General features: G+C 31.5%; 22 protein-coding genes and 1 tRNA gene. 12 read left to right on the top strand and 11 right to left on the bottom strand.

The window, feature by feature from the left end; all coding sequences use genetic code 11:
* A complete protein-coding gene (locus tag L1S33_RS00760; protein ID WP_240551436.1) occupies positions 1–750 on the top strand; it encodes a cyclase family protein in 750 nt (249 codons plus the stop codon).
* A gap of 2 nt (positions 751–752) precedes the next feature.
* Positions 753–1,694 (top strand): alpha/beta fold hydrolase, encoded by a 942-nt coding sequence (locus L1S33_RS00755; protein ID WP_240560816.1) that lies wholly within the window; start codon positions 753–755, stop codon positions 1,692–1,694.
* Here the strand turns inward: L1S33_RS00755 and lipB are convergent.
* Together lipB and L1S33_RS00745 are read right to left on the bottom strand one after the other, a co-directional pair.
* Positions 1,691–2,395, bottom strand: coding sequence for a lipoyl(octanoyl) transferase LipB (gene lipB / locus L1S33_RS00750; RefSeq protein ID WP_240560814.1), 705 nt, complete (start codon positions 2,393–2,395; stop codon positions 1,691–1,693). The genes L1S33_RS00755 and lipB overlap by 4 nt on opposite strands.
* Positions 2,396–2,433: 38 nt before the next feature.
* Positions 2,434–2,859 carry a hypothetical protein gene (locus tag L1S33_RS00745; protein WP_240560813.1) on the bottom strand — a complete coding sequence of 142 codons (426 nt, stop codon included), beginning with the start codon at positions 2,857–2,859 and terminating at the stop codon, positions 2,434–2,436.
* A gap of 111 nt (positions 2,860–2,970) precedes the next feature.
* Here L1S33_RS00745 and L1S33_RS00740 point away from each other — a divergent pair, with 111 nt between their 5' ends.
* Together L1S33_RS00740 and gldA are read left to right on the top strand one after the other, a co-directional pair.
* Complete coding sequence (locus L1S33_RS00740; protein WP_240560812.1) at positions 2,971–6,339, top strand: reprolysin-like metallopeptidase; 3,369 nt, start codon at positions 2,971–2,973, stop codon at positions 6,337–6,339.
* 108 nt (positions 6,340–6,447) lie between these two features.
* A complete protein-coding gene (gldA, locus tag L1S33_RS00735; protein WP_240560811.1) occupies positions 6,448–7,341 on the top strand; it encodes a gliding motility-associated ABC transporter ATP-binding subunit GldA in 894 nt (297 codons plus the stop codon).
* Here the strand turns inward: gldA and L1S33_RS00730 are convergent.
* The 3 genes from L1S33_RS00730 to dnaE are packed head-to-tail and all read right to left on the bottom strand — an operon-like array spanning position 7,338 to position 13,667.
* On the bottom strand, positions 7,338–7,994 hold the full coding sequence (locus L1S33_RS00730) for an HAD family hydrolase (protein WP_240560809.1): 657 nt from the start codon (positions 7,992–7,994) through the stop codon (positions 7,338–7,340). The genes gldA and L1S33_RS00730 overlap by 4 nt on opposite strands.
* Positions 7,981–9,306 carry a D-arabinono-1,4-lactone oxidase gene (locus L1S33_RS00725; RefSeq protein ID WP_240560808.1) on the bottom strand — a complete coding sequence of 442 codons (1,326 nt, stop codon included), beginning with the start codon at positions 9,304–9,306 and terminating at the stop codon, positions 7,981–7,983. Before L1S33_RS00725 ends, L1S33_RS00730 begins: the two co-directional genes overlap by 14 nt.
* A gap of 20 nt (positions 9,307–9,326) precedes the next feature.
* Positions 9,327–13,667, bottom strand: a complete 4,341-nt coding sequence (gene dnaE, locus L1S33_RS00720) for a DNA polymerase III subunit alpha (RefSeq protein ID WP_240560806.1) — start codon at positions 13,665–13,667, stop codon at positions 9,327–9,329.
* Between the two features lie 450 nt (positions 13,668–14,117).
* Between dnaE and L1S33_RS00715 the strand changes: the two genes are divergently transcribed.
* From L1S33_RS00715 to L1S33_RS00700, 4 genes are all read left to right on the top strand, one after another.
* Positions 14,118–14,618: a 30S ribosomal protein S16 gene (locus L1S33_RS00715; RefSeq protein ID WP_240560805.1), complete on the top strand. Its 501-nt coding sequence runs from the start codon at positions 14,118–14,120 to the stop codon at positions 14,616–14,618.
* A gap of 14 nt (positions 14,619–14,632) precedes the next feature.
* Complete coding sequence (rimM, locus tag L1S33_RS00710) at positions 14,633–15,166, top strand: ribosome maturation factor RimM (protein WP_072555796.1); 534 nt, start codon at positions 14,633–14,635, stop codon at positions 15,164–15,166.
* A 5-nt stretch (positions 15,167–15,171) separates the two neighbouring features.
* Positions 15,172–15,258 (top strand) — tRNA-Ser (locus tag L1S33_RS00705).
* A 13-nt stretch (positions 15,259–15,271) separates the two neighbouring features.
* On the top strand, positions 15,272–15,994 hold the full coding sequence (locus tag L1S33_RS00700) for a tRNA1(Val) (adenine(37)-N6)-methyltransferase (protein ID WP_240560804.1): 723 nt from the start codon (positions 15,272–15,274) through the stop codon (positions 15,992–15,994).
* A 37-nt stretch (positions 15,995–16,031) separates the two neighbouring features.
* Here the strand turns inward: L1S33_RS00700 and L1S33_RS00695 are convergent, their stop codons facing one another.
* Positions 16,032–17,240 carry an aminotransferase class I/II-fold pyridoxal phosphate-dependent enzyme gene (locus L1S33_RS00695; RefSeq protein ID WP_240560803.1) on the bottom strand — a complete coding sequence of 403 codons (1,209 nt, stop codon included), beginning with the start codon at positions 17,238–17,240 and terminating at the stop codon, positions 16,032–16,034.
* Between the two features lie 164 nt (positions 17,241–17,404).
* Here L1S33_RS00695 and L1S33_RS00690 point away from each other — a divergent pair, with 164 nt between their 5' ends.
* A complete protein-coding gene (locus tag L1S33_RS00690; protein WP_240560801.1) occupies positions 17,405–17,863 on the top strand; it encodes an Lrp/AsnC family transcriptional regulator in 459 nt (152 codons plus the stop codon).
* 55 nt (positions 17,864–17,918) lie between these two features.
* Here L1S33_RS00690 and L1S33_RS00685 read toward each other — a convergent pair whose 3' ends face one another.
* The 3 genes from L1S33_RS00685 to L1S33_RS00675 all read right to left on the bottom strand — a co-directional run bounded on the left by L1S33_RS00685 (position 17,919) and on the right by L1S33_RS00675 (position 20,101).
* A complete protein-coding gene (locus L1S33_RS00685; protein ID WP_240560800.1) occupies positions 17,919–18,554 on the bottom strand; it encodes a YceI family protein in 636 nt (211 codons plus the stop codon).
* A gap of 70 nt (positions 18,555–18,624) precedes the next feature.
* A complete protein-coding gene (dtd, locus tag L1S33_RS00680; protein ID WP_240560799.1) occupies positions 18,625–19,077 on the bottom strand; it encodes a D-aminoacyl-tRNA deacylase in 453 nt (150 codons plus the stop codon).
* Position 19,078: 1 nt separating this feature from the next.
* On the bottom strand, positions 19,079–20,101 hold the full coding sequence (locus tag L1S33_RS00675; RefSeq protein ID WP_240560798.1) for a metal-dependent hydrolase: 1,023 nt from the start codon (positions 20,099–20,101) through the stop codon (positions 19,079–19,081).
* Positions 20,102–20,182: 81 nt separating this feature from the next.
* On the opposite strand from L1S33_RS00675, the gene L1S33_RS00670 reads away from it, so the two are divergent.
* Together L1S33_RS00670 and L1S33_RS00665 are read left to right on the top strand one after the other, a co-directional pair.
* Complete coding sequence (locus L1S33_RS00670; protein ID WP_240560797.1) at positions 20,183–21,649, top strand: Na+/H+ antiporter NhaC family protein; 1,467 nt, start codon at positions 20,183–20,185, stop codon at positions 21,647–21,649.
* Position 21,650: 1 nt separating this feature from the next.
* The gene (locus L1S33_RS00665; RefSeq protein ID WP_240560796.1) at positions 21,651–22,109 is read left to right on the top strand and encodes a GNAT family N-acetyltransferase; all 459 of its coding nucleotides are present in this window, start codon (positions 21,651–21,653) and stop codon (positions 22,107–22,109) included.
* Here L1S33_RS00665 and L1S33_RS00660 read toward each other — a convergent pair whose 3' ends face one another.
* Together L1S33_RS00660 and L1S33_RS00655 are read right to left on the bottom strand one after the other, a co-directional pair.
* Positions 22,110–22,346, bottom strand: a complete 237-nt coding sequence (locus L1S33_RS00660; protein ID WP_240560795.1) for a hypothetical protein — start codon at positions 22,344–22,346, stop codon at positions 22,110–22,112. It abuts the gene before it with no gap.
* A 269-nt stretch (positions 22,347–22,615) separates the two neighbouring features.
* Entirely contained in the window at positions 22,616–24,748 is a 2,133-nt protein-coding gene (locus L1S33_RS00655) for a putative porin (RefSeq protein WP_240560793.1), read from the bottom strand.
* An 82-nt stretch (positions 24,749–24,830) separates the two neighbouring features.
* On the opposite strand from L1S33_RS00655, the gene L1S33_RS00650 reads away from it, so the two are divergent.
* The gene (locus L1S33_RS00650; RefSeq protein WP_240551459.1) at positions 24,831–25,430 is read left to right on the top strand and encodes a ribonuclease HII; all 600 of its coding nucleotides are present in this window, start codon (positions 24,831–24,833) and stop codon (positions 25,428–25,430) included.
* Positions 25,431–25,433: the final 3 nt, after the last annotated feature.

Below are 25,433 nucleotides of genomic sequence, written 5' to 3'. Positions count from 1 at the left end.
ATGAAAGCGATAATAGAATATAACTCTAGAAAAATTGAAGTAAACATATCTAATCCAATAGATATTTCAATTCCTATAGATGTTACAAAGGAAAATTTAAATGCTTGGTACATAGAAGATCCAAAAATTTTTCCTGAAGAAATGGAAGGGGAAAAAATAAAAGTATCTGAAGGAGCTGTTGTAAATTTTAATAATATTCATTTTAATCCACATTCTCATGTTACACATACAGAATGTGTTGGTCATATAACTGAAGAAGTGCATTCAGTCAATAAAAATTTAAAATATTTTATTTTTCTCGCAGAGGTTGTTACCATTGCACCTTTGTTTCATAATGGAGACTTTATTATAGGAGTTAAACAGTTAAGTAATGCTTTAAGAAATAAAAAGCGAGATGCAATAGTAATTAGAACTTTACCTAATTTAGAGGATAAAAAGAGTATGAGATACTCTAATACAAATCCAACTTATTTGTCTGAAAAAGCAGCTATTTATTTAAGAGAAAAAGGAATAAAACATTTATTAATTGATTTACCGTCTGTAGATAAGGAGAAAGATGAAGGTAAACTTTTGTCTCATAATGCATTTTGGAATACTGCAGGTAAATTAAGAATGGATGCTACTATTACAGAGTTTATTTATGTACCAAATTCTGTGGAGGATGGAGAGTATTTATTAAATTTAATGATTGCGCCTTTCGAAAATGATGCAACACCAAGCAAACCAGTTTTATATAAGATTATAAAATAATTATGAAGAAAAATTCTACAAAGAAATATTTTTTCTACGCAATTCTTATAGGTGTAATTCTGTTGATAAAAGGAGCTATTTATTCTGATATTTCTGTTGAAGTTTTAAAAGAGAAATATGCAAATGAACATTCGAAATTTGTAGAAATTGATGGAATGGAAGTGCATTACAGAGATGAAGGAAAAGGAATGCCAATTGTTTTAATTCACGGAACAGGAGCATCTTTACATACTTGGGATTATTGGACTTCAAAATTAAAAGAGAAGCACAGAGTAGTAAGAATGGATTTGCCAGCTTTTGGTTTAACAGGAGCAAATTCTAACGGAGATTATTCGATAGAAAATTACACTAACTTTTTAACTAAATTTCTACATAAGGTTGAATTAGATAGTATGTATTTAGTTGGAAATTCTTTAGGAGGAAATATTGCTTGGAATTTTACTGCAGAAAACCCGAAGGCTGTTAAAAAGTTGGTTTTAGTAGATGCTAGTGGATTGCCAACAAATAAACCGCAACCGTGGATTTTTAAAATGGCAAAAACTCCTATTGTAAATTCAATGTTTTTATATGTAACTCCAAGAGCCGTTATTAAAGATAATATTGAGCAAGTTTATGAAGATGATTCAAAAATTTCTGAAGATTTAATTACTCGTTATCATGAAATGGCTTTAAGAGAAGGGAATAGAAAAGCATTTATTGATAGAGCCAAAACCGATTTTAAATTAGGAGATAATTCAAATTTAGAAAAGTTGAAAAGTATCCAAAATAAAACGTTATTAATTTGGGGAGAAAATGACAATTGGATTCCGTTAGATAACGGAAAAAGAATGGATAGCTTAATGCCAAATTCTAAGTTAATAATAGTAAAAAACTCAGGACATGTTCCAATGGAGGAAAGCCCAAAAGAAAGCCTATTACTATTTGAAGACTTTATAAATAATTAATTCTGAATAAATTGGTCAACTTCAAAAAGAGCTTTAAAGTGTTTTAAAATTCTAGATTTTACTTCCTCTGCGTTTACTTTTTTACCAAGTTCAGCTTCCATAGATGTTACAGCTTTCCCTTTAATTCCACATGGAATAATATTGTCAAAATAACCAAGATTTGTATTTGCATTTAAGGCAAAACCATGCATTGTAACCCACCTACTTGATCTAATTCCCATTGCGCAAATTTTACGAGCAAAAGGTGTTCCTACATCTAGCCAAACTCCGGTTTCACCTTCGCTTCTTTCGCCTTTTAAACCATATTCTGCAATTGTTAAAATGATAACTTCTTCTAATAAACGAAGGTATTTATGAATATCTGTAAAAAAATTTTCTAGATCCAAAATAGGGTATCCAACAATTTGTCCTGGGCCATGATAGGTAATATCTCCACCGCGATTTATTTTATAAAAAACAGCGCCTTTTTCTTCAAGTTGTTTTTCATTAAGTAAAAGATTGCTTAAATCTCCACTTTTACCAAGAGTGTAAACGTGAGGATGTTCAACAAAAAGAAAGTGGTTTTTTGTAGAATTAGATAGATTGTTCTTACGATTGTCAAACTTAATATTTACTGTTTCTTGCAGTAAAGTTGTTTGATAATCCCAAGTATCCTTATAATCTTTTAGAGATAAATCTTTTAAATGGACGTTTTTATTCATAGTTCAAATATGAATCAAAGATAAGATTTATATGTGAATCATTTTTTTATAAAACTCTTAATTAAATTGCAAAGTGGTAACAATTCAGCAGGAGGGTTAGTGTCGTCAAAAGTAATAGAAGTATATAGTTCTTCTCCTTGCTTAATAGAAATAAAAGTATGCATTGCTCCATCGTGAAGTCTTTTATTTGTTGGTGCGGTTAATTTATCAATTTTATTTAATTCTATTTTAGAGATTTCCTTATTTAAAGAGTTTTTTTGCTCTTCACTTATGGTGATTATTTCAGATTTTTGGCGAGTTTTATAGGTTAAATTATTACTGACTAATGTTATTTTTTCAAATCTCCCTCTAGTGTGAGCATCGTAAATAACTTCACTTGCAATAACCGCCTTCTTACTTGAACTACAATTAATAAAAGTTAAAGTAGAAATTAAAATTAAAATGATGTATGTTTTGTGTGTCATGGATTGTTGAGTAATGTAGAATAAATGATTTTTGTAAATTTAATATTAAATATTAAATATTAGAAAAGATATGTATTATATTTGTTAATTATCAAGTAAAAACACAATATTATGGGATTAAAATTACGTAATTCATTTTTTATAACAACTATACTTTTTAGTGTCAGTTTATTTTCTCAAAATTCATTTTGGAAAAAAACTGCAGTTAAAGGTAATTTAAATGGTCAAGATGTCTCTTTGTTACAAAAGGAGAATTCTCAAGCTTTAGAGTTAAATTTTAATGATTTTAAAGAGCAATTAAACGAAGTTCCTTTAAGAGGTTTAAATACTGGGAGGTCTGAGGTTGTAATTAATTTACCTGAAGAAAATGGTAATATGCAATCTTTTAAAATATTTGAAGCACCCGTTTTTTCGCCAAGTTTATCTGCTAAATTTCCGGAAATAAAATCTTATGTTGGTTTTTCTGTTGATAATTCAGGAGCTGTGGTAAGAATGAGTGTTTCTCCAAAAGGAGTTCAGACCATGATTTCTTATAAAAACAAGCCAACAGTTTTTATGCAACCTATAGAAGGAAATGTTGAAAAATACATTGTTTATAATAGATTGTCTAAAACAAATTTACCTAAAGAAGATTTTGTATGTTCAACTGTAGATGAAATTGTAAAAGATTCAGGAAAAAACAGCATTACTCAAAGAGATGCTAATGATCAAATACTTCGTAAGTTTAGACTTGCTGTTTCTGTAAATGGAGAATACACACAGTTTCATGGAGGAACTGTTGCTGGGGCATTGTCAGCCATAAACGCTACAATAACCCGTGTTAATGCTATTTTTGAAACAGACATGGCAATTACTTTTGAGTTACAAGATTTTCCGGAATTAATTTATACCGATTCAGCGACAGATCCTTATTCAGGTTCACTGAGTGCTTGGAATGTTGAGCTACAAAATACGCTTACAGATGTAATAGGAAATGATGCTTACGATATAGGGCATATGTTCGGTGCATCTGGAGGAGGTGGAAATGCTGGGTGTATTGGTTGTGTTTGTAGAGATGATACTAGTAGTACAAATGATGAAAATAAAGGAGCTGGAATTACTTCACCAGCTGATGGAATACCACAAGGAGATACTTTTGATGTGGATTATGTAGCTCATGAAATAGGTCATCAAATGGGTGCTAATCACACATTCTCTCACTCCACAGAGGGCACAGGAGTTAATGCAGAACCAGGGTCTGGTTCAACAATAATGGGTTATGCGGGTATTACAAGTTCTAATGTGCAACAAAATAGTGATCCTTATTTTCATTATCATAGTATAAAACAAGTAATGGATAATGTTACTAATAATAGAACTTGTTGGCAAGACAACAATCCTGTTACTATCACTAATAATCCGCCAAATTCAAATGCAGGCCAAAATTATACAATCCCTCAGGGAACAGCTTTTGTATTGAGAGGAACTGCAACAGATTCTGATTCAGGAGATAATTTAATGTATAGCTGGGAGCAAACAGATAGTGGTCAGGTTACTAGTGGTCAGTTTGGACCTACAAGAACAGTTGGGGCACAAGCTAGATCTTTACCTCCAACTACTTCACCAGATAGATATATTCCAAAGTTAAGTAGAGTTGTAGCTGGGCAATTAACAGAGACTAATCCAAATTCTGGAGATGATTGGGAAACAGTATCTACCGTTGCTAGAGATTTAAATTGGGCGTTAACTGTTAGAGATAGAGAACCGTCTGCAACTGGATTAAATGGACAATCAAGTTTTGATACAACAACTATTACTGTTGATGGTAGCTCGGATCCATTTGTTGTAACTTCTCAAAATACTGTAGTTACTTGGGACACAGGTTCTACTCAAACAATCACTTGGGATAAAGCAGCTACAGATATTGCTCCAATTAATTGTGCTAATGTTAAAATTAGACTTTCTATAGATGGAGGGGTTACTTTTCCAATTACTTTAATTGAAAGTACTCCAAATGATGGTACACATACTTTCTCAGTGCCAGATACCCCTTCAACCTCAGCTAGAATAATGATAGAAGCTGTTGATAATATCTTTTACAGTGTAAATTCATCTAATTTTACTATAAACTCTACAACACCAACATTTGTTTTTGCTAATAATACTACACAACAAAGTGCTTGTAATTCAGGAGGGAATTCAGTTGATTATACTCTAAATCTAGATTTTGTAAATGGTTTAACAGAAGATGTTTCATTTACCACAGCTAATGAACCAGCAGGTTCAAGTATTTCTTTTTCTCCTTCTACAATAAATAGCGATGGAGATGTTACAATGACAGTGAGTAATTTTGATGGAGCAACAGCTCAACTATATACAATTGAAATTACTGGAACTTCAGCCACTACTTCTGTTATGCGAACTGTAAATGCAGAATTATTGGTTTTAGGAAGTGCTTTTTCTAGTTTAACCTTAACTACACCAGCTGATGGTGCTACAGATATAACTGTTACACCAGATTTAATATGGAATTTAGATTCTAATGCTAGTTCTTATGATGTTGAAGTTGCAACTGATAATAGCTTTTCAAATATTATAGATTCTGGAACTGTGAGTACAAATTCATATACAGTTTCTACTGTATTAAATGGAAGTACACAGTATTTCTGGAGAGTAAAGCCTAAAAATGAATGTGCAGAAGGTGCTTTCTCAAGTGCATTTAGTTTTACAACTGAAGATCCTTCTTATTGTGACTCTACATTTAGTGAAAGCACTAGTAGTGAGTGGATTTCTAATGTAACATTTAATACTATAAATAATAATTCAGACAATGACTATGATTCAAATACTGATGGCGTATTAGATGGTTATCAGGATTTTACATCAGTTTCTACCACTGTAAATACAGATGAAGAACATCAAATAAGTGTAACTTTTGATACTGCAGGATTTCAAGACCATGTTTATGTGTTTATAGACTGGAATAAAGATTATGTGTTCAATATAACAGACGAGCGATATGACTTAGGAACTCATTTAGATGACGTTTCAACCGCCACTTTAAACATAACAATACCAAGTGATGCTGTAACAGGAAATACTAGAATGCGTGTTGTGTTAGAGTATACCGGAACAAGTGCGCCTCACGGAGACGGTCCATGTACAGCAAATTACGCAAGCGGATGGGGAGAAACTGAAGATTATACAATAGAAGTTCAAAATCCGGCAGCGTCAATAGAAGATTTTGCTTTTAGTGGTTTTAATTTATACCCAAACCCTTCAAACGGAGAAATTAATTTAGCTTTTGAAGTGATTAACACAGATGAAGTAAAAACTCAGTTATATGATTTAAGAGGGAGAAAAGTAAATCAAAAAACATTTAAAAATGTTTCAACACAATTCTCTGAAAAGTTAATATACGATAATGTTTCAACAGGAATTTATTTGTTAAGAATTTCTAATGGAGGTAAAATTTCCACAAGAAAAATTATTATAAAATAAACTTTTTATAAAGCATAAAAAACCGATTGAATTATTCAATCGGTTTTTTCATGTAAACTAATTAGGTAAAAACTTCGTTGAATAGATAAATCATTTTATTTTTGAAAAATGTCTATACAAGTAACATCACTTTCTAAAAATTACGGAAACCAAAAAGCTGTAAACAATATTTCTTTTTCAGTGAAAAAAGGTCAAATTGTTGGTTTTTTAGGTCCAAACGGAGCAGGGAAATCTACCACAATGAAAATGCTTACTGGATTTTTAAAACCTACAGAAGGTGAGATTAAAATAAATGATATTGATGTGATTGTAAATCCAATATCAGCACAAAAAACGATTGGTTATTTGCCAGAACACAATCCGTTGTATTTAGAAATGTATGTTCGTGAATATCTGCAATTTCAAGCTTCAATTTTTAAAGTTGATAAAAATCAAATAGAAACTGTAATTGAAAAAGTTGGATTAACATTAGAAGCTTCAAAAAAGATAAGTCAATTATCTAAAGGTTATAGACAGCGAGTTGGTTTAGCCGCGGCAATTCTTCATAACCCAGATGTGTTGATTTTAGATGAACCAACAACGGGTTTAGATCCGAATCAGTTAGTTGAAATTAGAGAGTTGATTAAAGAATTAGGAAAAGAAAAAACGGTACTACTTTCTACACATATAATGCAAGAAGTAGAAGCAATGTGCGACAGTGTTATAATTATTGATAAAGGAGAAATCGTAATTAATAAACCGCTTAGCGAGCTTAAAAATCAAAAAGAACAAGTGCTAAATGTTATGTTTGATTATAAGATTGAGGAGCAGTTTTTACAGCGTTTACCAAATGTAAAAACAATAAAAAATAACTTCGATAATTCTTGGTTACTTACTTTTTCATCGGAAGAAGATATGCGTCCAAAAATATTTGACTTTGCGCAAGAACATGAACTTAAGATTCTTGAACTTAATTCAGAAAATAAAAATTTAGAAAAACTATTTAGGGAATTAACCAATTAAAATTTGTTGGTTAAAAAATGATAAGCTTCCAGCAAAGTTGGAAAAACTAATATACTTCCCGCTTTCTTTAATTCTTCTTCAGAATACTGTGTAGTAATCCCAATTGGAATCATACCTGCTAATTTTGCTGCTGTTGTACCTGTTAAACTATCTTCGAAAACCCAAATATCTTTAAAGTCTGTTTCTTTAAAATTTAAAGCTTTTGCAAGTGTAATATAAGCTTCTGGAGCTGGTTTTGGTTTTATGTAATCTTGTACTCCAAAAACGGTAGTAAACTCTAAATTTAAATAATGAATGCTGTTCTTTAAAAATTGTTTTGTAGCATTACTTGCAATTCCATAAGAAATGTTTTTTTCAGATAAAAAAGTTGTAAATTCTCTAACTCCAGGTAGTAGTTTAGGTACTTTAAAATATTTGTCTAAATGAATATCTTTCAAATAAAACAATTCTTCCGTTCTTTCTTCTTGACCAATTACGCTGCAAAAGTATTCAGCAATAATCATTGGCGATTTTCCTGCATGTGTTTTAGGGAATGGAGCTATTTCTGAATTAAATAACTCTTTAAAAGCTGAGGCCCAAGCAGAATTATGGCTTTCTTTACTATCAACAACAACTCCATCAAAGTCAAATAAAAATCCTTTAGGTAGTTTCATTAGTTGATGGTTTTTCGTTAAATAATTCAGCCAAATATGGATTTAAAAACTTATTGTTAGGATCTAATTCTTTTCTTAAAATTTTAAAGTCTTCCCACTTATCGTAGATTTTAGAAAGTTCAGCGTCTTTAGCGGTAAATCGTTTTCCCCAATGAGGTTTCCCTCCATATTTTAAGAATATTTTTTCAATACTTTTAAAAGCTTCATAAGAATCTGCAGTGGCAGCGTTTCTAGAAACACAACCCATTGTTACAGTATCTTTTTTATAAGCATAACTTAACCAAGAGGTGTCTTTATAAATAAAACGAATATCCATTGGAATATGAATAAATGATTTATTTGACCATTTGTTGATTTCTGTTTTTAATTCTTCAAAAACCTTCGGAAACTTATCTAATCCAATTGTCCATTCTGCTAATTCTAAAGTAGAACCTCTAGATTTTGTAACTGTTGCTTGGTATAAAGAGCCTTTGTGTTCTTTTGTAGAACTGAAAAAACCTCTGTACAAAAGTTTATTTGCAATTGCTGTTATCCATGGAAAAACGTGTGTGTACTTGTATAATATTTTAGATGCTTTTCGTCGGTGTTTCAAGAATTTAGGACCTAGGTTTTCTTTTATCTCTGTATCTGCCGAAATTTTATCACCAATAATAACATATCCTTTATCCGTATGAGGAAGCCATAAAATTCTAAGAAAATCATGTTTTTTTAGGCGTTCCTTAATTTTTGGTAGCCAATCACTATCGTTTTCAGGTCCTTCTTTTACATGTAAAGTGTAAATATCTTCACATTTAAATGTGATTTCAGAGAGCACACCTAAAACACCCAAAGAAACTCTTACGGCATGTATTAATTCCTCTTTTTCTGTAATTTCTTTTAGCGAACCATCTGCTAAAATAATCGTACATTTTGTTATGTATTCACTTAGTAATTTTCCGCTAGTTCCGTGAGTTCCTGTTGTTAATGCGCCACCAATAGTAATTGTATTAATGTCTGGTAAACAGGGAATACACCAGCCTCTTGCTTCGATTACTTCTAGTAAATCTCCTAAAATTACACCAGATTGAACTGTAACTGTTTTTTCGGAATCATTAAAAGACAAAATTTTATTATACGTTTTAATGTCAACTAAAGTTGAAGCCCCAGAAACAATATCTGAAGAAGATTGTTTGTTTCCAAAAACACGAATTTTTTCTGAATTTCTTACAACTTCTTGAAGCTCTTCTTCTGAGTTGATTTTATATAGTGATTTGTAATTGTAAGAAATATTTTCATTCCAACTATTCCAAACTCCGCTTTTATCTTGATTCATTTATTTTTTCGATAAAAAAATTAATTCAACTTAAAGTCTATATTATTCATTTTAAGTGAACTCAAAAACTCATTAGTAATATTTACTTTTGTATTTCTACTTGGTGTATTAACTTCAATTTTTTCTGCTGCATCCCAAATTGTAAAATGCAAAGATTGATTTCCGCTATTGGTTGCAAAGGTATGTTCTAGGTTTTTAATGGTGTCTTTTGTAATTTGATGTAAAGGTATTTTTATGGTTATTTTTTTACATAACTCTCCCATTATATCGTGTAACAACTTAAAGTCTAAAAACTTTAACCTTGGTTCACCAACAACTCCTGTATTTTTATTTGTCCAACCAGCTTGAATGGTAGAGCGAACAAATAAGAAAGAATTAGGAACTAAAAAGTGTTTGAATTTCAAGTAATCTTCTCCAAAAACTCTAAACTCATTACTATCTGCATAGTCTTCAATAGTAAACATAGCCCAACCTTTTCCAGCTTTAGAAACTCTGTGTTGTACATCAGTTACAATACCTGCAAAAGATAAATTTGCTCCAACATATTTGCTAAAATCATCTTTAAAATGCCTTATTGTTGCATTGCAAAAAATCATTTCATTTTTAAAATCATCTAACGGATGTGCAGAGATATAAATACCAATAACTTCTTTTTCTTGCGATAAAAGTTCCATGGTTCCCCAAGTTTCACATTCAGGAATGTCTGGTTCAGGAAATTGAACCGTAGAAGCTTCTCCAAACATAGAAACCTGAGCAGAATTTTCATTTTCTTGAAATTTACTTCCAAATTTCATGGCACGTTCTAAAAAGGTTAAACCTTTTTCATCTGTTGCAAAATATTGAGCTCTGTGTGTATCTGTAAAAGAATCAAATGCACCTGCTTTTATTAAACTATCAAAAGACTTTTTGTTGGCAGATCTTAAATCAACACGTTTCGCTAAATCAAAAATAGAAGTGTAGTTTCCGTTTTCTTTTCTTTCTTCAATAATTGCTCTTACAGCTCCAGCACCAACCCCTTTAACCGCAGCCATTCCAAAACGAACAGCACCTTCATCATTTACGGAAAATTTTAAATAAGATTCATTTAAATCTGGGCCCAAAACCTGTAACCCCATTCGTTTACATTCCTCCATAAAGAATGACACTGCTTTTATATCTTTCATATTATTTGAAAGTACAGAAGCCATATATTCCGCAGGGTAATGCGCTTTTAAATAGGCAGTTTGATAAGCAATCCAAGCATAACAAGTAGAGTGAGATTTGTTAAATGCATAACTTGCAAAGGCTTCCCAGTCTTTCCAAATTTTCTCTAATTTTTCTTCATCATGCCCGTTTTTACCAGCTTGTTCAATGAACTTTGGTTTCATTTTATCAAGTACCGCAATTTGCTTTTTACCCATTGCTTTACGCAAAACATCGGCTTCACCTTTTGTGAAATCTGCCAATTTTTGAGAGAGTAACATTACTTGCTCTTGATACACTGTAATTCCGTAGGTTTCTGCCAAATATTCTTCCATGGCAGGTAAATCATACTCAATATCTTCGGTTCCGTGCTTTCTATTAATAAAAGACGGAATATATTCCATTGGTCCAGGTCTGTATAATGCGTTCATTGCAATTAAATCTGCAAAAACCGTAGGTTTTAAAGAGCGCATGTGTTTCTGCATTCCTGGAGATTCATACTGAAAAATACCTACAGTTTCTCCTCTTTGGAAAAGTTCGTATGTTTTTTCATCATCTAATGGAAAATTCTCTGGATCTAAATCTACATTATGTTTTGCCTTTACAATTTTAACGGTGTCTTTAATTAAAGTCAACGTTTTTAAACCCAAGAAATCCATTTTTAATAAACCTGCAGATTCTACTACAGAGTTATCAAATTGGGTAACATACATGTCGGAATCCTTAGCTAAAGCTACGGGAACATAGTTTGTAATATCTCCGGGTGTAATAATTACACCACAAGCATGAATACCAGTATTTCTAACAGAACCTTCTAATATTGTAGCTTTATTTATCGTTTCTGAAACCAAATCGTTTCCGAAAGACATGTTTTTTAACTCTTCTACTAATTGTTTTTCTTCTGAACGTAAACCATCAACTTTTCCTTTACTTTTTGCGTCTTCACCAAAAATATTTTTCAGTTTAATTCCTGGAATTAATTTTGCAATTCTATCGGCTTCAAAAAGTGGTAAATCTAAAACTCTGGCAGTATCTCTAATAGAGGATTTTGCAGCCATGGTTCCGTAAGTAATAATTTGTGCAACTTGATTTGCGCCATATTTATCAATTACATAATCCATAACACGTCCACGACCTTCATCATCAAAATCAATATCAATATCGGGCATGGATACACGTTCTGGATTTAAGAAACGCTCAAAAAGTAAATCGTATTTAATAGGATCAATATTTGTAATCCAAAGACAATAAGCAACTACAGAACCTGCTGCAGAACCACGTCCAGGACCCACAGAAACATCCATATTTCTTGCTTCGCGAATAAAATCTTCAACAATTAAAAAATAACCAGGATAACCTGTTTTTTCAATTACTTCTAACTCAAAATCTAAACGCTCTTTAATGGATTCTGTAATTTCTCCATAACGTTTTTTAGCACCAACAAAAGTTAAGTGTTTTAGGAAATTATTTTCTCCTCGTTTTCCACCGTCTATTTCATCTTCAGCGTCTTTAAATTCTTCTGGAATATCAAAAGCAGGTAATAAAACGTCTCTTGCTAAAGTGAAAATTTCAATTTTATCTACAATTTCTTGAATATTGATAATAGCTTCTGGTAAATCTGCGAAGAGGTTTTTCATTTCGTCGGTAGACTTGAAATAATACTCTTCGTTAGGTAAGCCATATCGATAACCACGACCTTTTCCTTTTGGCGTAGCTTGTTTTTCTCCATCTTTTACACACAATAAAATATCGTGTGCATTTGCATCTTTTTTCTCTAAATAGAAAGTGTTGTTTGTGGCAACAATTTTAATGTCATGGTTTTTAGAGAATTTTAATAAGGTTTCATTTACAATTTTTTCATCTTGTTGATTATGACGCATCAACTCAATATAAAAATCGTCTTGAAATTCTTCTTTCCACCAAAGCAATGCTTCTTCGGCTTGTTTTTCTCCAACATTTAGAATTTTACTTGGTACTTCACCGTATAAATTTCCTGTTAAAACAATAATATCTTCTTTGTACTTTTTGATAACTTCTCTGTCAATTCTAGGAACATAATAGAAACCATCCACAAAAGCAATGGAAGACATTTTTGCTAAATTGTGATACCCTTTTTTATTTTTTGCTAACAAAACAACTTGATAACCGTTGTCTTTTTGCGATTTATTTTTATGATCTGTACAGACATTAAACTCGCAACCAATAATTGGTTTCATTGGAGTTTCTGCAGTTTTATTGTGTTTTAAAACAGCGCTAACAAAATGAAATGAAGCCATCATGTTTGCAGTATCTGTCATGGCAACTGCTGGCATGTTGTCTTTTGCAGCTGCTTTAACAATATTACCAATTTGCATGGTAGATTGTAAAACTGAATATTGTGTATGATTGTGTAAATGCGAAAACTGAACACCTTCTAATTCCGCTAAACCTGCTGAGGTAGATTTGGTGTCAGCTGTGTCTTTTAGCTTTTCAAGACTTTTACGAATCTTCTCACTTTCCCTTTTAAGGTTGATGTGTTTTAAACCAATTACTTGAATTGGCTTTGGGTTGGCTTCAGAGAAATTTTTGAAATAATCGTCATCAGCATCTAATTGTTCTTTTGTAAATTCTTGTAAACGAATTAACTCTAAAAAACAACGTGTTGTTGCCTCAACATCGGCAGTTGCGTTGTGTGCTTCGCCAAAACCAGTACCAAATAAATGATTGTGTAATTCAGTTAAGGTTGGTAATTTAAATTTCCCGCCACGACCTCCAGGAATCTGACACATTAATGCCGTTTTCTCTGTACACGTATCTAAAAGTGGAAGTGTTGTTAAATTATTTTCTACACCCAAACGATGGAACTCACAGCCCATAATATTAATATCGAAACCTACATTTTGACCAACAATAAATTTAGTTTTTTGTAAAGCTTCGTTAAATAATTGTAATCCTTCGGGTAACGTAATTCCGTCTTTGGCAGCTAATTCTGTAGAAATCCCATGAATTCTTTCGGCATCAAACGGAATATTAAATCCGTCTGGTTGAATCAAAAAATCGTTGTGTTCTACAACGTTTCCCATTTCGTCATGCAATTGCCAGGCAATTTGAATACACCTTGGCCAATTGTCTGTGTCGGTAATTGGAGCGTTCCAACTTTTAGGTAAACCCGTAGTTTCTGTATCGAAAATTAAGTACATGAAGGATGTTTATTTGTTGATACGTTTAGCTGTTTAAACGAGTTGTAAAAATACGGATTAGAGAAAAGAGAAAAGAGAAAAGAAGAGAGAAGTTATTAACGTTTTTAAGTTAGAAAGTTAGAAAGTTAGAAAGTTAGAAAGTTTCAAAGTTTCAAAGTTTTTAATTTTGATTACTGATTACTGATTACTGATTACTGATTACTGATTACTGATTACTGATTACTGATTACTGATTACTGATTACTGATGCTTGCGTTAGGGATTGAACGGCTTGTTTGAGCTCTTTTTGAAGTATGAAAAAAAGCGAGTAGTGAAAGCCCGCTCGAACGCCATAAAAATTATTGATAATTAGTGTTTTAGTTTAAAAAGGTTTTGTATTTTTGCGCCCACTTACTACGAGATAGTAAGATTTATTAATAATCAAGGTCGCGAACCTTAAAAATTAAAATTATGCCAGTAAAAATTAGATTACAAAGACACGGTAAAAAAGGAAAACCTTTTTATTGGGTTGTTGCTGCTGATAGTAGAGCAAAAAGAGATGGACGTTACTTAGAAAAAATTGGAACGTACAATCCTAACACTAACCCTGCAATTATTGACTTAGATGTTGATAAAGCTGTAGATTGGTTACAAAAAGGTGCACAACCTACAGATACTGCGAAAGCATTATTATCTTACAAAGGTGCAATGTTAAAAAATCATTTAGCAGGAGGTGTTGCTAAAGGTGCTTTAACTGAAGAGCAAGCAGAAGCTAAATTTACTGCTTGGTTAGAAGAAAAAGCTTCAAAGATTTTAGCTAAAACTGAAGGTTTATCTAAAGCTGAAGCTGATGCAAAAATTAAAGCATTAGAAGCTGAAAAAGCTGTAAACGAAGCACGTATTGCTGCTGCTGCACCAGTTGTTGAAGACACTGAAGAAGTTGCTGCAACTGCTGGAGATAGCGAAGAATAAATTACACTAACAATATGCGTAAAGAAGATTGTTTTTATTTAGGTAATATTGTTAAAAAACATAGTTTTAAAGGTGAAGTGGTTATCAAATTAGATACCGATGAACCAGAGCTATATGGAAATATGGAATCAGTTTTTGTCGACTTAGGCAATAATCTGGTTCCATTTTTTATTGAAAAATCTTCTTTAAGTAAAGGCACTGCTTTGCGTGTTAAGTTTGAAGGGATTTCTAATGAAGCAGATGCAGATGCTATGATGCGCGCAGGTATTTATTTACCGTTAGATTTATTACCAAAACTGTCTGGAAACAAATTTTATTATCACGAAGTAATTGGTTTTACTGTTGTTGATACAAATTTTGGAGAAGTAGGAGAGTTGGTCTTTATAAATGACAAAAGAGTAGCACATCCGCTTTTAGAAGTTGAGCGAGATGGTAGTACAGTTCTAATTCCAATGATTGATGACTTTATCAAGAAAATAGACAGAGAAAACAAGGTTTTTGAAGTTGAAACTCCTGAAGGTTTAATTGATTTGTATTTAGAAAACTAAAAACTAGAGAGGTGCTAGAGCGGCCGAATAGGCTACCTTGGAAAGGTAGTGTACTGGAAACGGTACCAAGGGTTCGAATCCCTTTCTCTCTGCAATATTTACTTCATGTCTAAACCATTTCAATTTAAAGAATTTACAGTTAACCAAGACAAGACTGCCATGAAAATTGGTACAGATGCTGTTTTGTTAGGTGCCTGGTGTACTGTTGAAACGTATCCAGATGCTGTTTTAGATGTTGGTTCTGGAACAGGAATTATTGCTTTAATGGCCGCACAACGCTGTGATGCTATGACAATTGATGCGGTTGAAATTGACGAAAATGCGTACGAACAAACGGTTGAGAATTTTGAGCAATCGGATTGGGGAGATCGTTTGTATTGCTACAATGCTTCTTTTCAGGATTTTGCTGAAGAAATTGCTGAGGAAGAAGAAACGTATGATATAATTATATCGAATCCGCCTTTTTATACAGATGAATTTGAAACCGAAAACGATGCCAGAAATAAAGCTCGTTTTACATCTTCTTTGTCTTTTGAAGCGTTAATAAGTGGAGTTTCTAAGATTCTATCGAAAAACGGAACGTTTGCTGTTGTAATTCCGAAGAAGGAAGAAGAGAATTTTACCGCTTTAGGTTTAGAAAATAGTTTGTTTTTAAATAGAGTTTGTCGTGTAAAAGGAACTGAAACTTCAGAAATTAAACGCAGTTTGTTGGAGTTTTCTTTTGAAGAATCGGCACTTATTGAAGAGGAATTGATAATTGAAATCTCTCGCCATAACTATACAAAAGAATATATAGCATTGACGAAAGATTTTTATTTAAAAATGTAGTTTCGGCTACACTCAACTACGTGTTTTTTAAGCCATTTCAGGTGTGTAAAACACCAACTTCTATCATGCAGTTCTTCATCATTTGATATGTTCTTTCAATATCATTATCTAAACCAATTGAAAATCTAATTAAACCATCAGTTAAACCCATTTCTTTTTGCTCGTCTGCTGGGATCTCTGAAGAAGTTGAAGTTCCTGGAGCGGAAAACAATGTTTTGTAAAAACCTAAACTTACTGCTAAATACCCTAAGTTTTTTTCTTGCATTAATTCCATTAGCGCATTTGCTTTTTCTAAAGAACCAGCATCAATAGTTAATATTCCACCAAAACCATATTCTTCATTCATCATCGATTTAAAAACTGTGTGAGAAGGATGTGATTCTAATCCTGGATAAACTGTCTTTAATCCGATTGATTCAAATTTTTCAGCTAAAAAAGCAGCGTTTTTACTATGTTGTTTCATTCTGATGTGCAAAGTTCTCATGTTCTTTAATATTGAAGAAGAACGCAACGAATCCATCGAAGCACCTAACAACATACTTGCGCCATCAATTACACTTTTGGTCGAGTTTACAAAATCTGATGTTCCGCAAATAACGCCGCCCATTGTGTCTGAAGAACCATTAATGAATTTGGTTAAACTATGAATTACAACATCTGCACCTAATTTTGCTGGTGAAATTGACAAAGGAGAAAAAGTATTGTCAACTACAAGTTGTAAATTATGTTTTTTTGCTAAAGCGGATAAAGCTTTTATATCTGCAACTTCTAATAATGGATTGCTCACCGATTCGCAATAAATCATTTTTGTGTTTTTAGTTATTTCTGCCTCAACTATATCTAATTTTGTAATGTCTACAAATGAAGTTTCAATTCCCATTCTTGGAGTGAAATTTTTTAAGAAAGCATACGTTCCTCCGTAGATTGTTCTGCTTGAAACAATATGATCTCCAGCGCCACAAATCTGTAAAATTGTAGGTGTAATTGCGCCCATTCCAGAACCGGCAACATTTGCTGTTTCTGTTCCTTCCATAGCAGCTAAAGCTTCTCCTAAATATAAATTTGAAGGCGTAGAATGTCGAGAATATAAATAACAACCGTCTGTATTTCCTTCAAAAGTATCAAACATGGTTTTTGCGGATAAAAAGGTATAGGTTGAAGAATCTGAAATTGATGGATTTACGCCACCGAATTCACCAAAATATTGTAAATCTTGAATTTCGTTAGCTGGTTTAAAATCTTTCATAAGAAATAGTATTAGTAGTTTGTATTGGGTAAAAATACTATTGAGATGAAAAATAGTCAACAATAAGTTTTAAATATAGTTTTATTTTCTACTTTTGATTTAATATGTAGTTTATTAAACTAAATATTAAAAGTTTAAACACTAATTTTAGAAATTTTTTCATTATGAATTTGGATGCAACGGATAGAAAACTAATTAACCTTTTACAAGATGATAGTAAACAGACCACAAAACAGTTGTCTTTACAGTTAAATTTGTCTGTAACTGCAGTTTATGAACGCATTAAAAAGCTAGAAAAAGAACAGGTTATCAAACGATACGTTGCGTTGGTAGATAAGCAAAAGGTTAATCGTTCTTTCTTAGTTTTTTGCCACATAAAATTAATTCAACATACTAAGGAATATGTAGCAACTTTTGAAAAAGAAGTTCAGAAGTTAGAAGAGGTTTCTGAGTGTTTTCATGTAAGTGGAGATTACGACTATATTCTAAAAGTTTATGTAAAAGACATGCAAGAATATAGAGAATTTATGGTACATAAAATTACAGCTTTAAAACATATTGGAAGCACACACAGTTCTTTTGCAATTAATGTTGTGAAAAACGAAACTAAAATTGTCGTATAAAAAAAATCCCAAAACATAGTTTTGGGATTTTTAAAAAAGTTTTATAAACTTTAAGTTATGCTTTTGTCTTCACTTCAAAAGACATTTCCATTAAGTCATCAATAAACTTGTCTTTTAAGTTGTCAAAGAAAGATTTAGAGCCATATTTAATATTAAAATCGGCTCTGTTAATTTTAAATTTTTCGCTTTTAAAAGTAACTGCACCTTCGTTTTCTGAAAGTGTTGCAGGTATTGTAATACTTTTTGTAACGTCTTTTATTGTTAAATTACCAGTTACATTTAATGCATTTTCACCTTTAGCAACACTTGTAATTACAAATTTTGAAGTTGGATATTTTTCTACATCAAAAAAGTCAGCATTTTTTAAATGACCTTCTAATTTACCAGCACCATCGCTACCTTTCATGTCTAAGTTAGTAATAGAATTCATGTCAATTACAAATTCACCTGAAGTTAAAACTCCGTTTTTAACAGTTAAATTTCCTTCTTTTAAAGATACAACACCATCATGAGAACCTGTTGGTTTGTTTCCTTTCCAAGTTAATACAGATGCTTCTACGTCTAAGTTGTTTTTTAATTCCTGTACCTCAACTTTTACTTCTTCTGTTACTGCAACTTCTTCTTTCTTTTCTCCTTTACAAGCTGTTAAAACTGATGCTATAACAACAAGTGATAAAATTACTTTTTTCATTTTAATAATTATTTAATTGATTTATGTTCTTTATTGAGTGCAAATATACAAAATTTATTTTCCTTGGAAACTATTTTTTATCTTTTGTATCAATTATAATTGTAACAGGGCCGTCATTAAGTAATTCTACTTGCATGTCGGCTCCAAATTGACCTGTTTGAATTTTCTTTCCCAAATCTTTTTCAAGCTGAAAAATAAATTTTTCATACAGTGGAATTGCAATATCTGGTTTAGCTGCTTTTATATAACTTGGCCTGTTTCCTTTTTTTGTGGAAGCTTGCAACGTAAATTGACTGACAACAATTGCATCTCCTTTACTATCTAATAACGAAGTATTCATCACATTATTTTCATCATTAAAAATACGCAGGTTTGCAATTTTTTTTGATAACCAAGTTATGTCTTCTTGTGTGTCTTCTTCTACAATTCCTAACAGAATTAATAATCCGCTTTTAATATTCGCTACTTTTTCAGCATTTATAGTAACACTTGCTTTAGACACACGTTGAATTACAGCTTTCATATTAAATACCTTTTATTCGTTCTTTAAAGTTTTCTAAATCTTCTTTTGAAGGTGTTGCTCCGTAAAATGGAATAATATCCCAACGCTTACCTTCTTTTTTAAGTGTAAAACTAAAGACTGAAGAATTTGGGTCGTTAGAGTTTAATAAAGGATAACGTAAATCGTTATACTGTACTGTTTCAGTTGAATCTTTTTTAATCAAGTTGAAATAATTATTGCTAAACCAAGCCATTTTTTTAATGTCTGGATGCTGTATATCAATCAAATCATGGTTTTTAGGCAAGGTTAAAATAGTATCTGCCGTTGCACTTTTATCAAACAAAGAATAAAAGGTTACTTTATAATTGGTGTCGGTTTCTGCAATTGCATACCATAAAACATTGTTTAAAATGGTTGGTTGCGCAGAAAATCGGTTGTACTCAATTCCTGCTTTAGCAAACGATTTTTTAAAAACAGAATCCATATATAATTTATTTCCGATTGTAAATAACATGTAAATCGAACTTAAATAAATACCAGCTTTCACCCATTTTTTTCTTCGGATATTATTTCGGTTGAAAAACATAGCAATAATTAAACACAATAAAAACGGAACTGTGTATGCAGGATCTGCTACTGAAATATTATTAAAGGCAACTCTATAATCTGTAAAAGGAGCAAATAATTGCGTTCCGTAAGGCGTAAAACAATCTAAAAGTGGATGTGTAAAAATGGATAAAAAGAATAACCAAATCCAATCTTTTTGAGTTGTTGTATCTGTTCTTTTTCCCCAATTGTACATTTTGTAAAAGAGAAACCCAAATACGAAAGCTCCTATAAAAGCAAATAAAATAGAGTGCATAAAACCTCTATGAAACATCATTATATCAATTTCATTGCTATAAAATAATTTCCCAATAAATACATCTAAATCGGGTATTGTACCGCCAATTGCACCAAAAAGCATTGCTTTATTGCCAATCTTTTTACCTAAAACTAACTCTCCGCAAGCGGCACCTAAAACTATTTGTGTTAATGAATCCATACAGAGCGCAAATGTAACAAACAGTTTTCATTTGTGTAATTCTTTTCAAAATCGTAACATTACAAAACCAAAATTTAGACAATGCAAGACGATAAGAATATATCTGAAATTAAAATTGAGGATCAAAAAATAATTGACAACAAAGAATTAAATATTTGGGAAGCTTTAATTCCAGTTTTTATTTTGATGGGAATGTTGGCGTATAATATTTTTTATGCTGATGGAGCTTGGTTAGGAGATTATTCTAATCAATATATTCTATTGTTAGGAGGTTTAGTTGCAGCTGCAGTTGGTTTATTTAATAAGGTTTCTGTTAACAGAATGGTTGCAGAAGTTATAGAAAACTGGAAAAGCGTTTTTGTACCAATTATGATTTTGTTTTTAGTAGGAGCTTTGGCAGGAACTTGGTTGGTAAGTGGTATAATTCCAGCAATGGTGTATTACGGGTTACAAGTATTAAGTCCTGAAATATTTTTACCAGCATCAGTAATAATTGCAGCTATAATTTCAATAGCAACAGGTAGTTCTTGGACAACTTCTGCAACTGTTGGTATTGCATTGGTTGGAATTGGAAGTGCGCTAGGAATTCCATCAGGAATGATTGCAGGTGCCGTAATTTCTGGAGCTTATTTTGGAGATAAAATGTCGCCACTTTCAGACACAACAAATTTGGCGCCTGCAATGGCAGGAACCGATTTGTTTACACACATAAAATACATGGCTTATACAACAGTACCAACAATTATTGTAACACTAATTGTATTTGCAGTTTTAAGTGGAACAATTGATACAACAGGAAGTGCAGACGTAAGTAATTTATTAGTTTCAATAGATAATACCTTTACAATTACTCCTTGGTTATTTTTAGTTCCTGGAGCAGTAATTGCAATGATTCTATTAAAAACAAAGCCATTAATTGCATTAGGAACAGGTGTTTTATTAGCAGCCGTTTTTGCGTTTATTTTTCAATCGGATGTCTTAAATATATTGTCTGACACTAAGTTTTCTTCAATTTTGAATGCAATTTGGACAGATGTTCAAATTACAACTGATAATGATAAACTAACAGAATTATTTAGTTCTGGAGGGATTTTAGGAATGCTTTGGACAATCTTATTAATTATTTGCGCAATGGTTTTTGGAGGAATAATGGATGCAATTGGAGCATTGGCTAAAATTACAAAAGCATTATTGTCTGTTGCAACTTCAGTTTTTGGGCTGTTTGCAAGTACTGTAGTAAGTTGTTTAGGTTTAAATGCAATTGCGTCAGACCAATATTTAGCATTAGTTATTCCTGGAAAAATGTTTAAAAAAGCATATGAAGATAAAGGTTTAGCGCCAGAAAACTTAAGTAGAACATTAGAAGATTCTGGAACCGTAACTTCGGTTTTAATTCCTTGGAATACTTGTGGAGCATACCAATCTGGAGTTTTAGGTGTTGGAGTAGGAGAGTACTTTGTGTATGCAATATTTAACTGGTTATCTCCATTTACTACATTGCTTTTTGCTGCATTTAGAATTAAAATTAAGCAATTAGTTAAAAAATAATATGATTGTTAAAGCTGATGTTTCTGAAGCAGATCAACTCACTGAAATTGCTTTAAAATCAAAAGCTTTTTGGGGTTATTCTGATGAAATTATTGAGAGTTGGCGAGAAGATTTAACCATTACTGCCAAAATGTTCGACGATTCTAATATTTACAAATATCTTGTTGATGACGAAATAGCAGGATTCTATATTTTAGAAAGAGTTAATATTAGAACAAGTATACTGCATTTTTTATTTATTTCTCCACAGTTTATAAAACAAGGAATTGGTAAACAGTTGTTAGACCATGCAATTGCGTATTGTATTGAAGGAAGCTCGGCAATTTTAAATGTTTTATCGGATCCAAATGCAGAAGCATTTTATGCAAAACACGGTTTTAAGGTAATTGCTAGAAGAGAAAGTGCTATTGTAGGTAGGTTTTTACCAGAAATGGAATTAGAGTTTCCTGAAAATATGTAATTATTTCTTTTTTGAAATATTTAATACTCCAGAAATTAGTAACAAAAGCCATGGAGTTCCGTGTAAAAAGATATCATATAAATCTTTGCTTTGCATAGCATTTTCTCCGCTAAAAGCATTTCCGCCTAAAATCCAATTTAACTTTCCAACAATATGTGGCGGATTAAATGGTGCCAAACCTAAGGTTAAACTTGCTATTAAAAATAATTTCCAATTTTGTTTAAGTTGATTTTTCATTTTTAAGCTTAAAACTTTTATATAATGAGAATATAAATATTAATGTGGTGTGAGTAATAATTGCTAAAATTAACCTAAAAAACATACCAAGACCGTAAGGATCTGTACCCCAAATTTTTTCTCCTCCATATATTATTAATACAACATAACTTAAAATAAGTAGGATATTTGCAATTATAAAGTGCTTTATTTTCTTCCAAGGGTGAAGAAGGTAAACACTAAATATCCAAACAGCTAAAAAATAAAGGGTAACTATTAATAACATAGAACTAAATAAACCAATTCCACACCAATCCAAAACGAATTGAAAAATCTCTGTATGGATAACTTGGTGCAGAGAAATAATTTTTTTCAGCAAAACTAGAGGTTACATTGTCTAATTTTAAATAAATTCTTGTTCTACGAACTCTGGCGTTAAAGAAAACATCAAAGGTTGGGTAGCCAATTTCTGTGTCGTTTTGTAGTTGAAATTCTGCCAATAACGGATTGTAAGCATTGGCTTTGTATTTAGAAAAATATTTAAAAGTTACACCAATGTTAACTAATATAGGTTTTCCTTTAAACCAACTGTCTGCATAGTATAATGTATTTCTAGAAACCAATTCGGGCACTCTAAAAACCGAACTTCCGTTAGATACATTTTGATACATTATGGTATTGTCTAAAGCAAATTTACCAACTTTAAATTCTTTTGAGACTTTGGCTTTTAGATAATTTATGTTTTCAGATGCTTGTTGCGGTGTTCCGTTTTCATCAAAATAGACATAGCTGTCAATATTGGTAATATCTAAGGAAGCATTTCCCCATTTGCTTTCAAAAGTTCCGCCAATATTTCTGGTTCCAATGTTTTCAAAATTGTTTTGCCAATTATAATTGTCATAATTACTTTGATGTAATAAAGTGTTGAAGTTTGGCGATTTAGAATTAATGTTCAAGCGGCCTTTAATTGTAAAAAGACTGTCTTTTTTATAGATAGCTTCTGCTTTAAAATCGTTACCAGCTAAACGTCCGTTTCCTGGTGTAATTTGTGCACTTGCATTAACTTTAAATTTGTCAATTTTCCCGTTCCAATCTGCACCAAACGAAATTGCGTCTCCGCTTAACTTATCTACATTAACATTAGGATATGCGTTTATGTTTGTTAATTCGCTATAACCATATTCATAAGTAGAATGTGTAACCTTAGCTCTAAAATTTCCTAAAATATATTTTGAATTAAAGTCTAAAAACAATTGATTACTTAAAAATTGATAATCAGTTATTGTAGAGATATTTCCTGTAATATTAGCACTTCCAAACATTGTTGTGTTTAATGTTGGTTGTTCAAATTTGTAAAATTTATTGTCAACTAAAACAATATGCCCAACTTTTAAATTAGTAAAGTTAGTATTCTCTTTAGAAAGAGTTTTATTAGCAATACTATCAGTTTTAGAAGTTGTATTTATTTTAGTCATAGCTTTGTTTTTAGCAATGCTATCTATTTTGTCGATAAATAAAGAATCTCTTGGAATCTCTGTTTGAGCCTTAGTTTTTTCTTTTGCTTTCTTATTATTTTCAGTAGAGAATAACCTAAAACTATGCTCTAAATAATAGCGTTTTCCGTCAAAATAATTTTCTGTATCTGTTAAATTTACATCTAATCGGCCTCTGTCATTGGCAGAATTTTCATCGTTTGTAATAAAGGCTGTTAAGGAATCGTCAGTTAAACCACCGCTTTCTTCATTAAAAATATCTTGAATTGCGGTATGTCCTTTAATTGAGTATTGCCCCTTTTTAGTTTCATAAGTAAAGGAAGCTCTAAAGTTTCCATGACTAGCTAAGGAACTACGATAATGCCCTAAAGAACGCAATCCTTTATATTCTAAGGCAACGTTTAATCGTTTAGAGAAGTTTAATGTAAAAAGAGCATCCAAGACCTGCCCTTGTTCCATACCACTTCTGTACATAATTTGTGTAGTAGGAGTTGGTAAGTGATAGTAATTTATATCTTCTATTTGATAAAAATTAAATTGTTTAGCCCTAAAACCAATATCCGGAAAAAGGGAACTGTTAGAAAAGTCGTAACCTAAATTATTAAATGTTTGTCCTTGGTTATGAAAAGGTAATAATTCAAAATTATCTTTTCTTAAAAAGTTAAATTTATACTCCTTTTGTATTGTAAGTGTCGTGTCTATTAAAGTTGTGTCTCTTTTATGGGATATAATTTTATAGTCTGTGTATTTAGTTTTTCCGCTTAATGTTACATCAATTTCTCCGGAATATATAGAGTCGTTTATGTTACCACTGTTTCCTCCAGATTTAGGCATATTAATACCACTTCTGCTTAATTTTCTTTTTTGAGAAAAACTAGAAAAGCTATTAAAAAATAGCAGTAAAAAAGTAAAAACTAAAAATTTATTCATAAAGAATTTTATAAAGCAAATGTAAAATAATAAAACGAAAAAAATTAGTAATAATTTCTATAGAAATTGTAACATTGTGTTAATGTTACAATTTAATTTTAGTGGATTTTCTTTAGAAGCAGGAACAGATGAAGCGGGCAGAGGTTGTTTAAGTGGACCTGTTGTTGCAGCAGCAGTAATTTTACCTGAAGGTTTTTCGCATCCTTTTTTAAATGATTCTAAACAATTGTCAGAAAAAAAACGACAAGAATTACGTCCTTATATAGAAGAAAAAGCACTTGCTTTTGGAGTTTCTTTTATAGATCAAAAAGAGGTTGATGAAATTAATGTTTTACAGGCTTCTATTACAGGAATGCATCGTTCCATTTCTGCGTTAACTGTTACTCCAGAATTTATAATTGTTGATGGAAATAAATTTAAATCTTTTAAAGATATACCACACGAAACAATTGTAAAAGGAGATGCTAAATTTATGAGTATTGCAGCAGCTTCAGTGTTGGCTAAAACTTATAGAGATGATTATATGGAGAAAATCCACCAAGAATTTCCAATGTATAATTGGAAAAAAAATAAGGGTTACCCAACCAAAGAACATAGAAATGCTATTCGAGAATTTGGAGCAACAAAATACCATCGAAAAACTTTTAAATTATTACCAGAGCAATATAAATTAAAGCTATAAACT

Origin of the sequence: Tenacibaculum aquimarinum, from assembly GCF_022478115.1 — a bacterium.
Classification (GTDB): Bacteria; Bacteroidota; Bacteroidia; order Flavobacteriales; family Flavobacteriaceae; genus Polaribacter; species Polaribacter aquimarinum_A.
The sequence above is the reverse complement of the archived record's forward strand: the minus strand, read 5'-3'. Positions and strand labels throughout refer to the sequence as shown.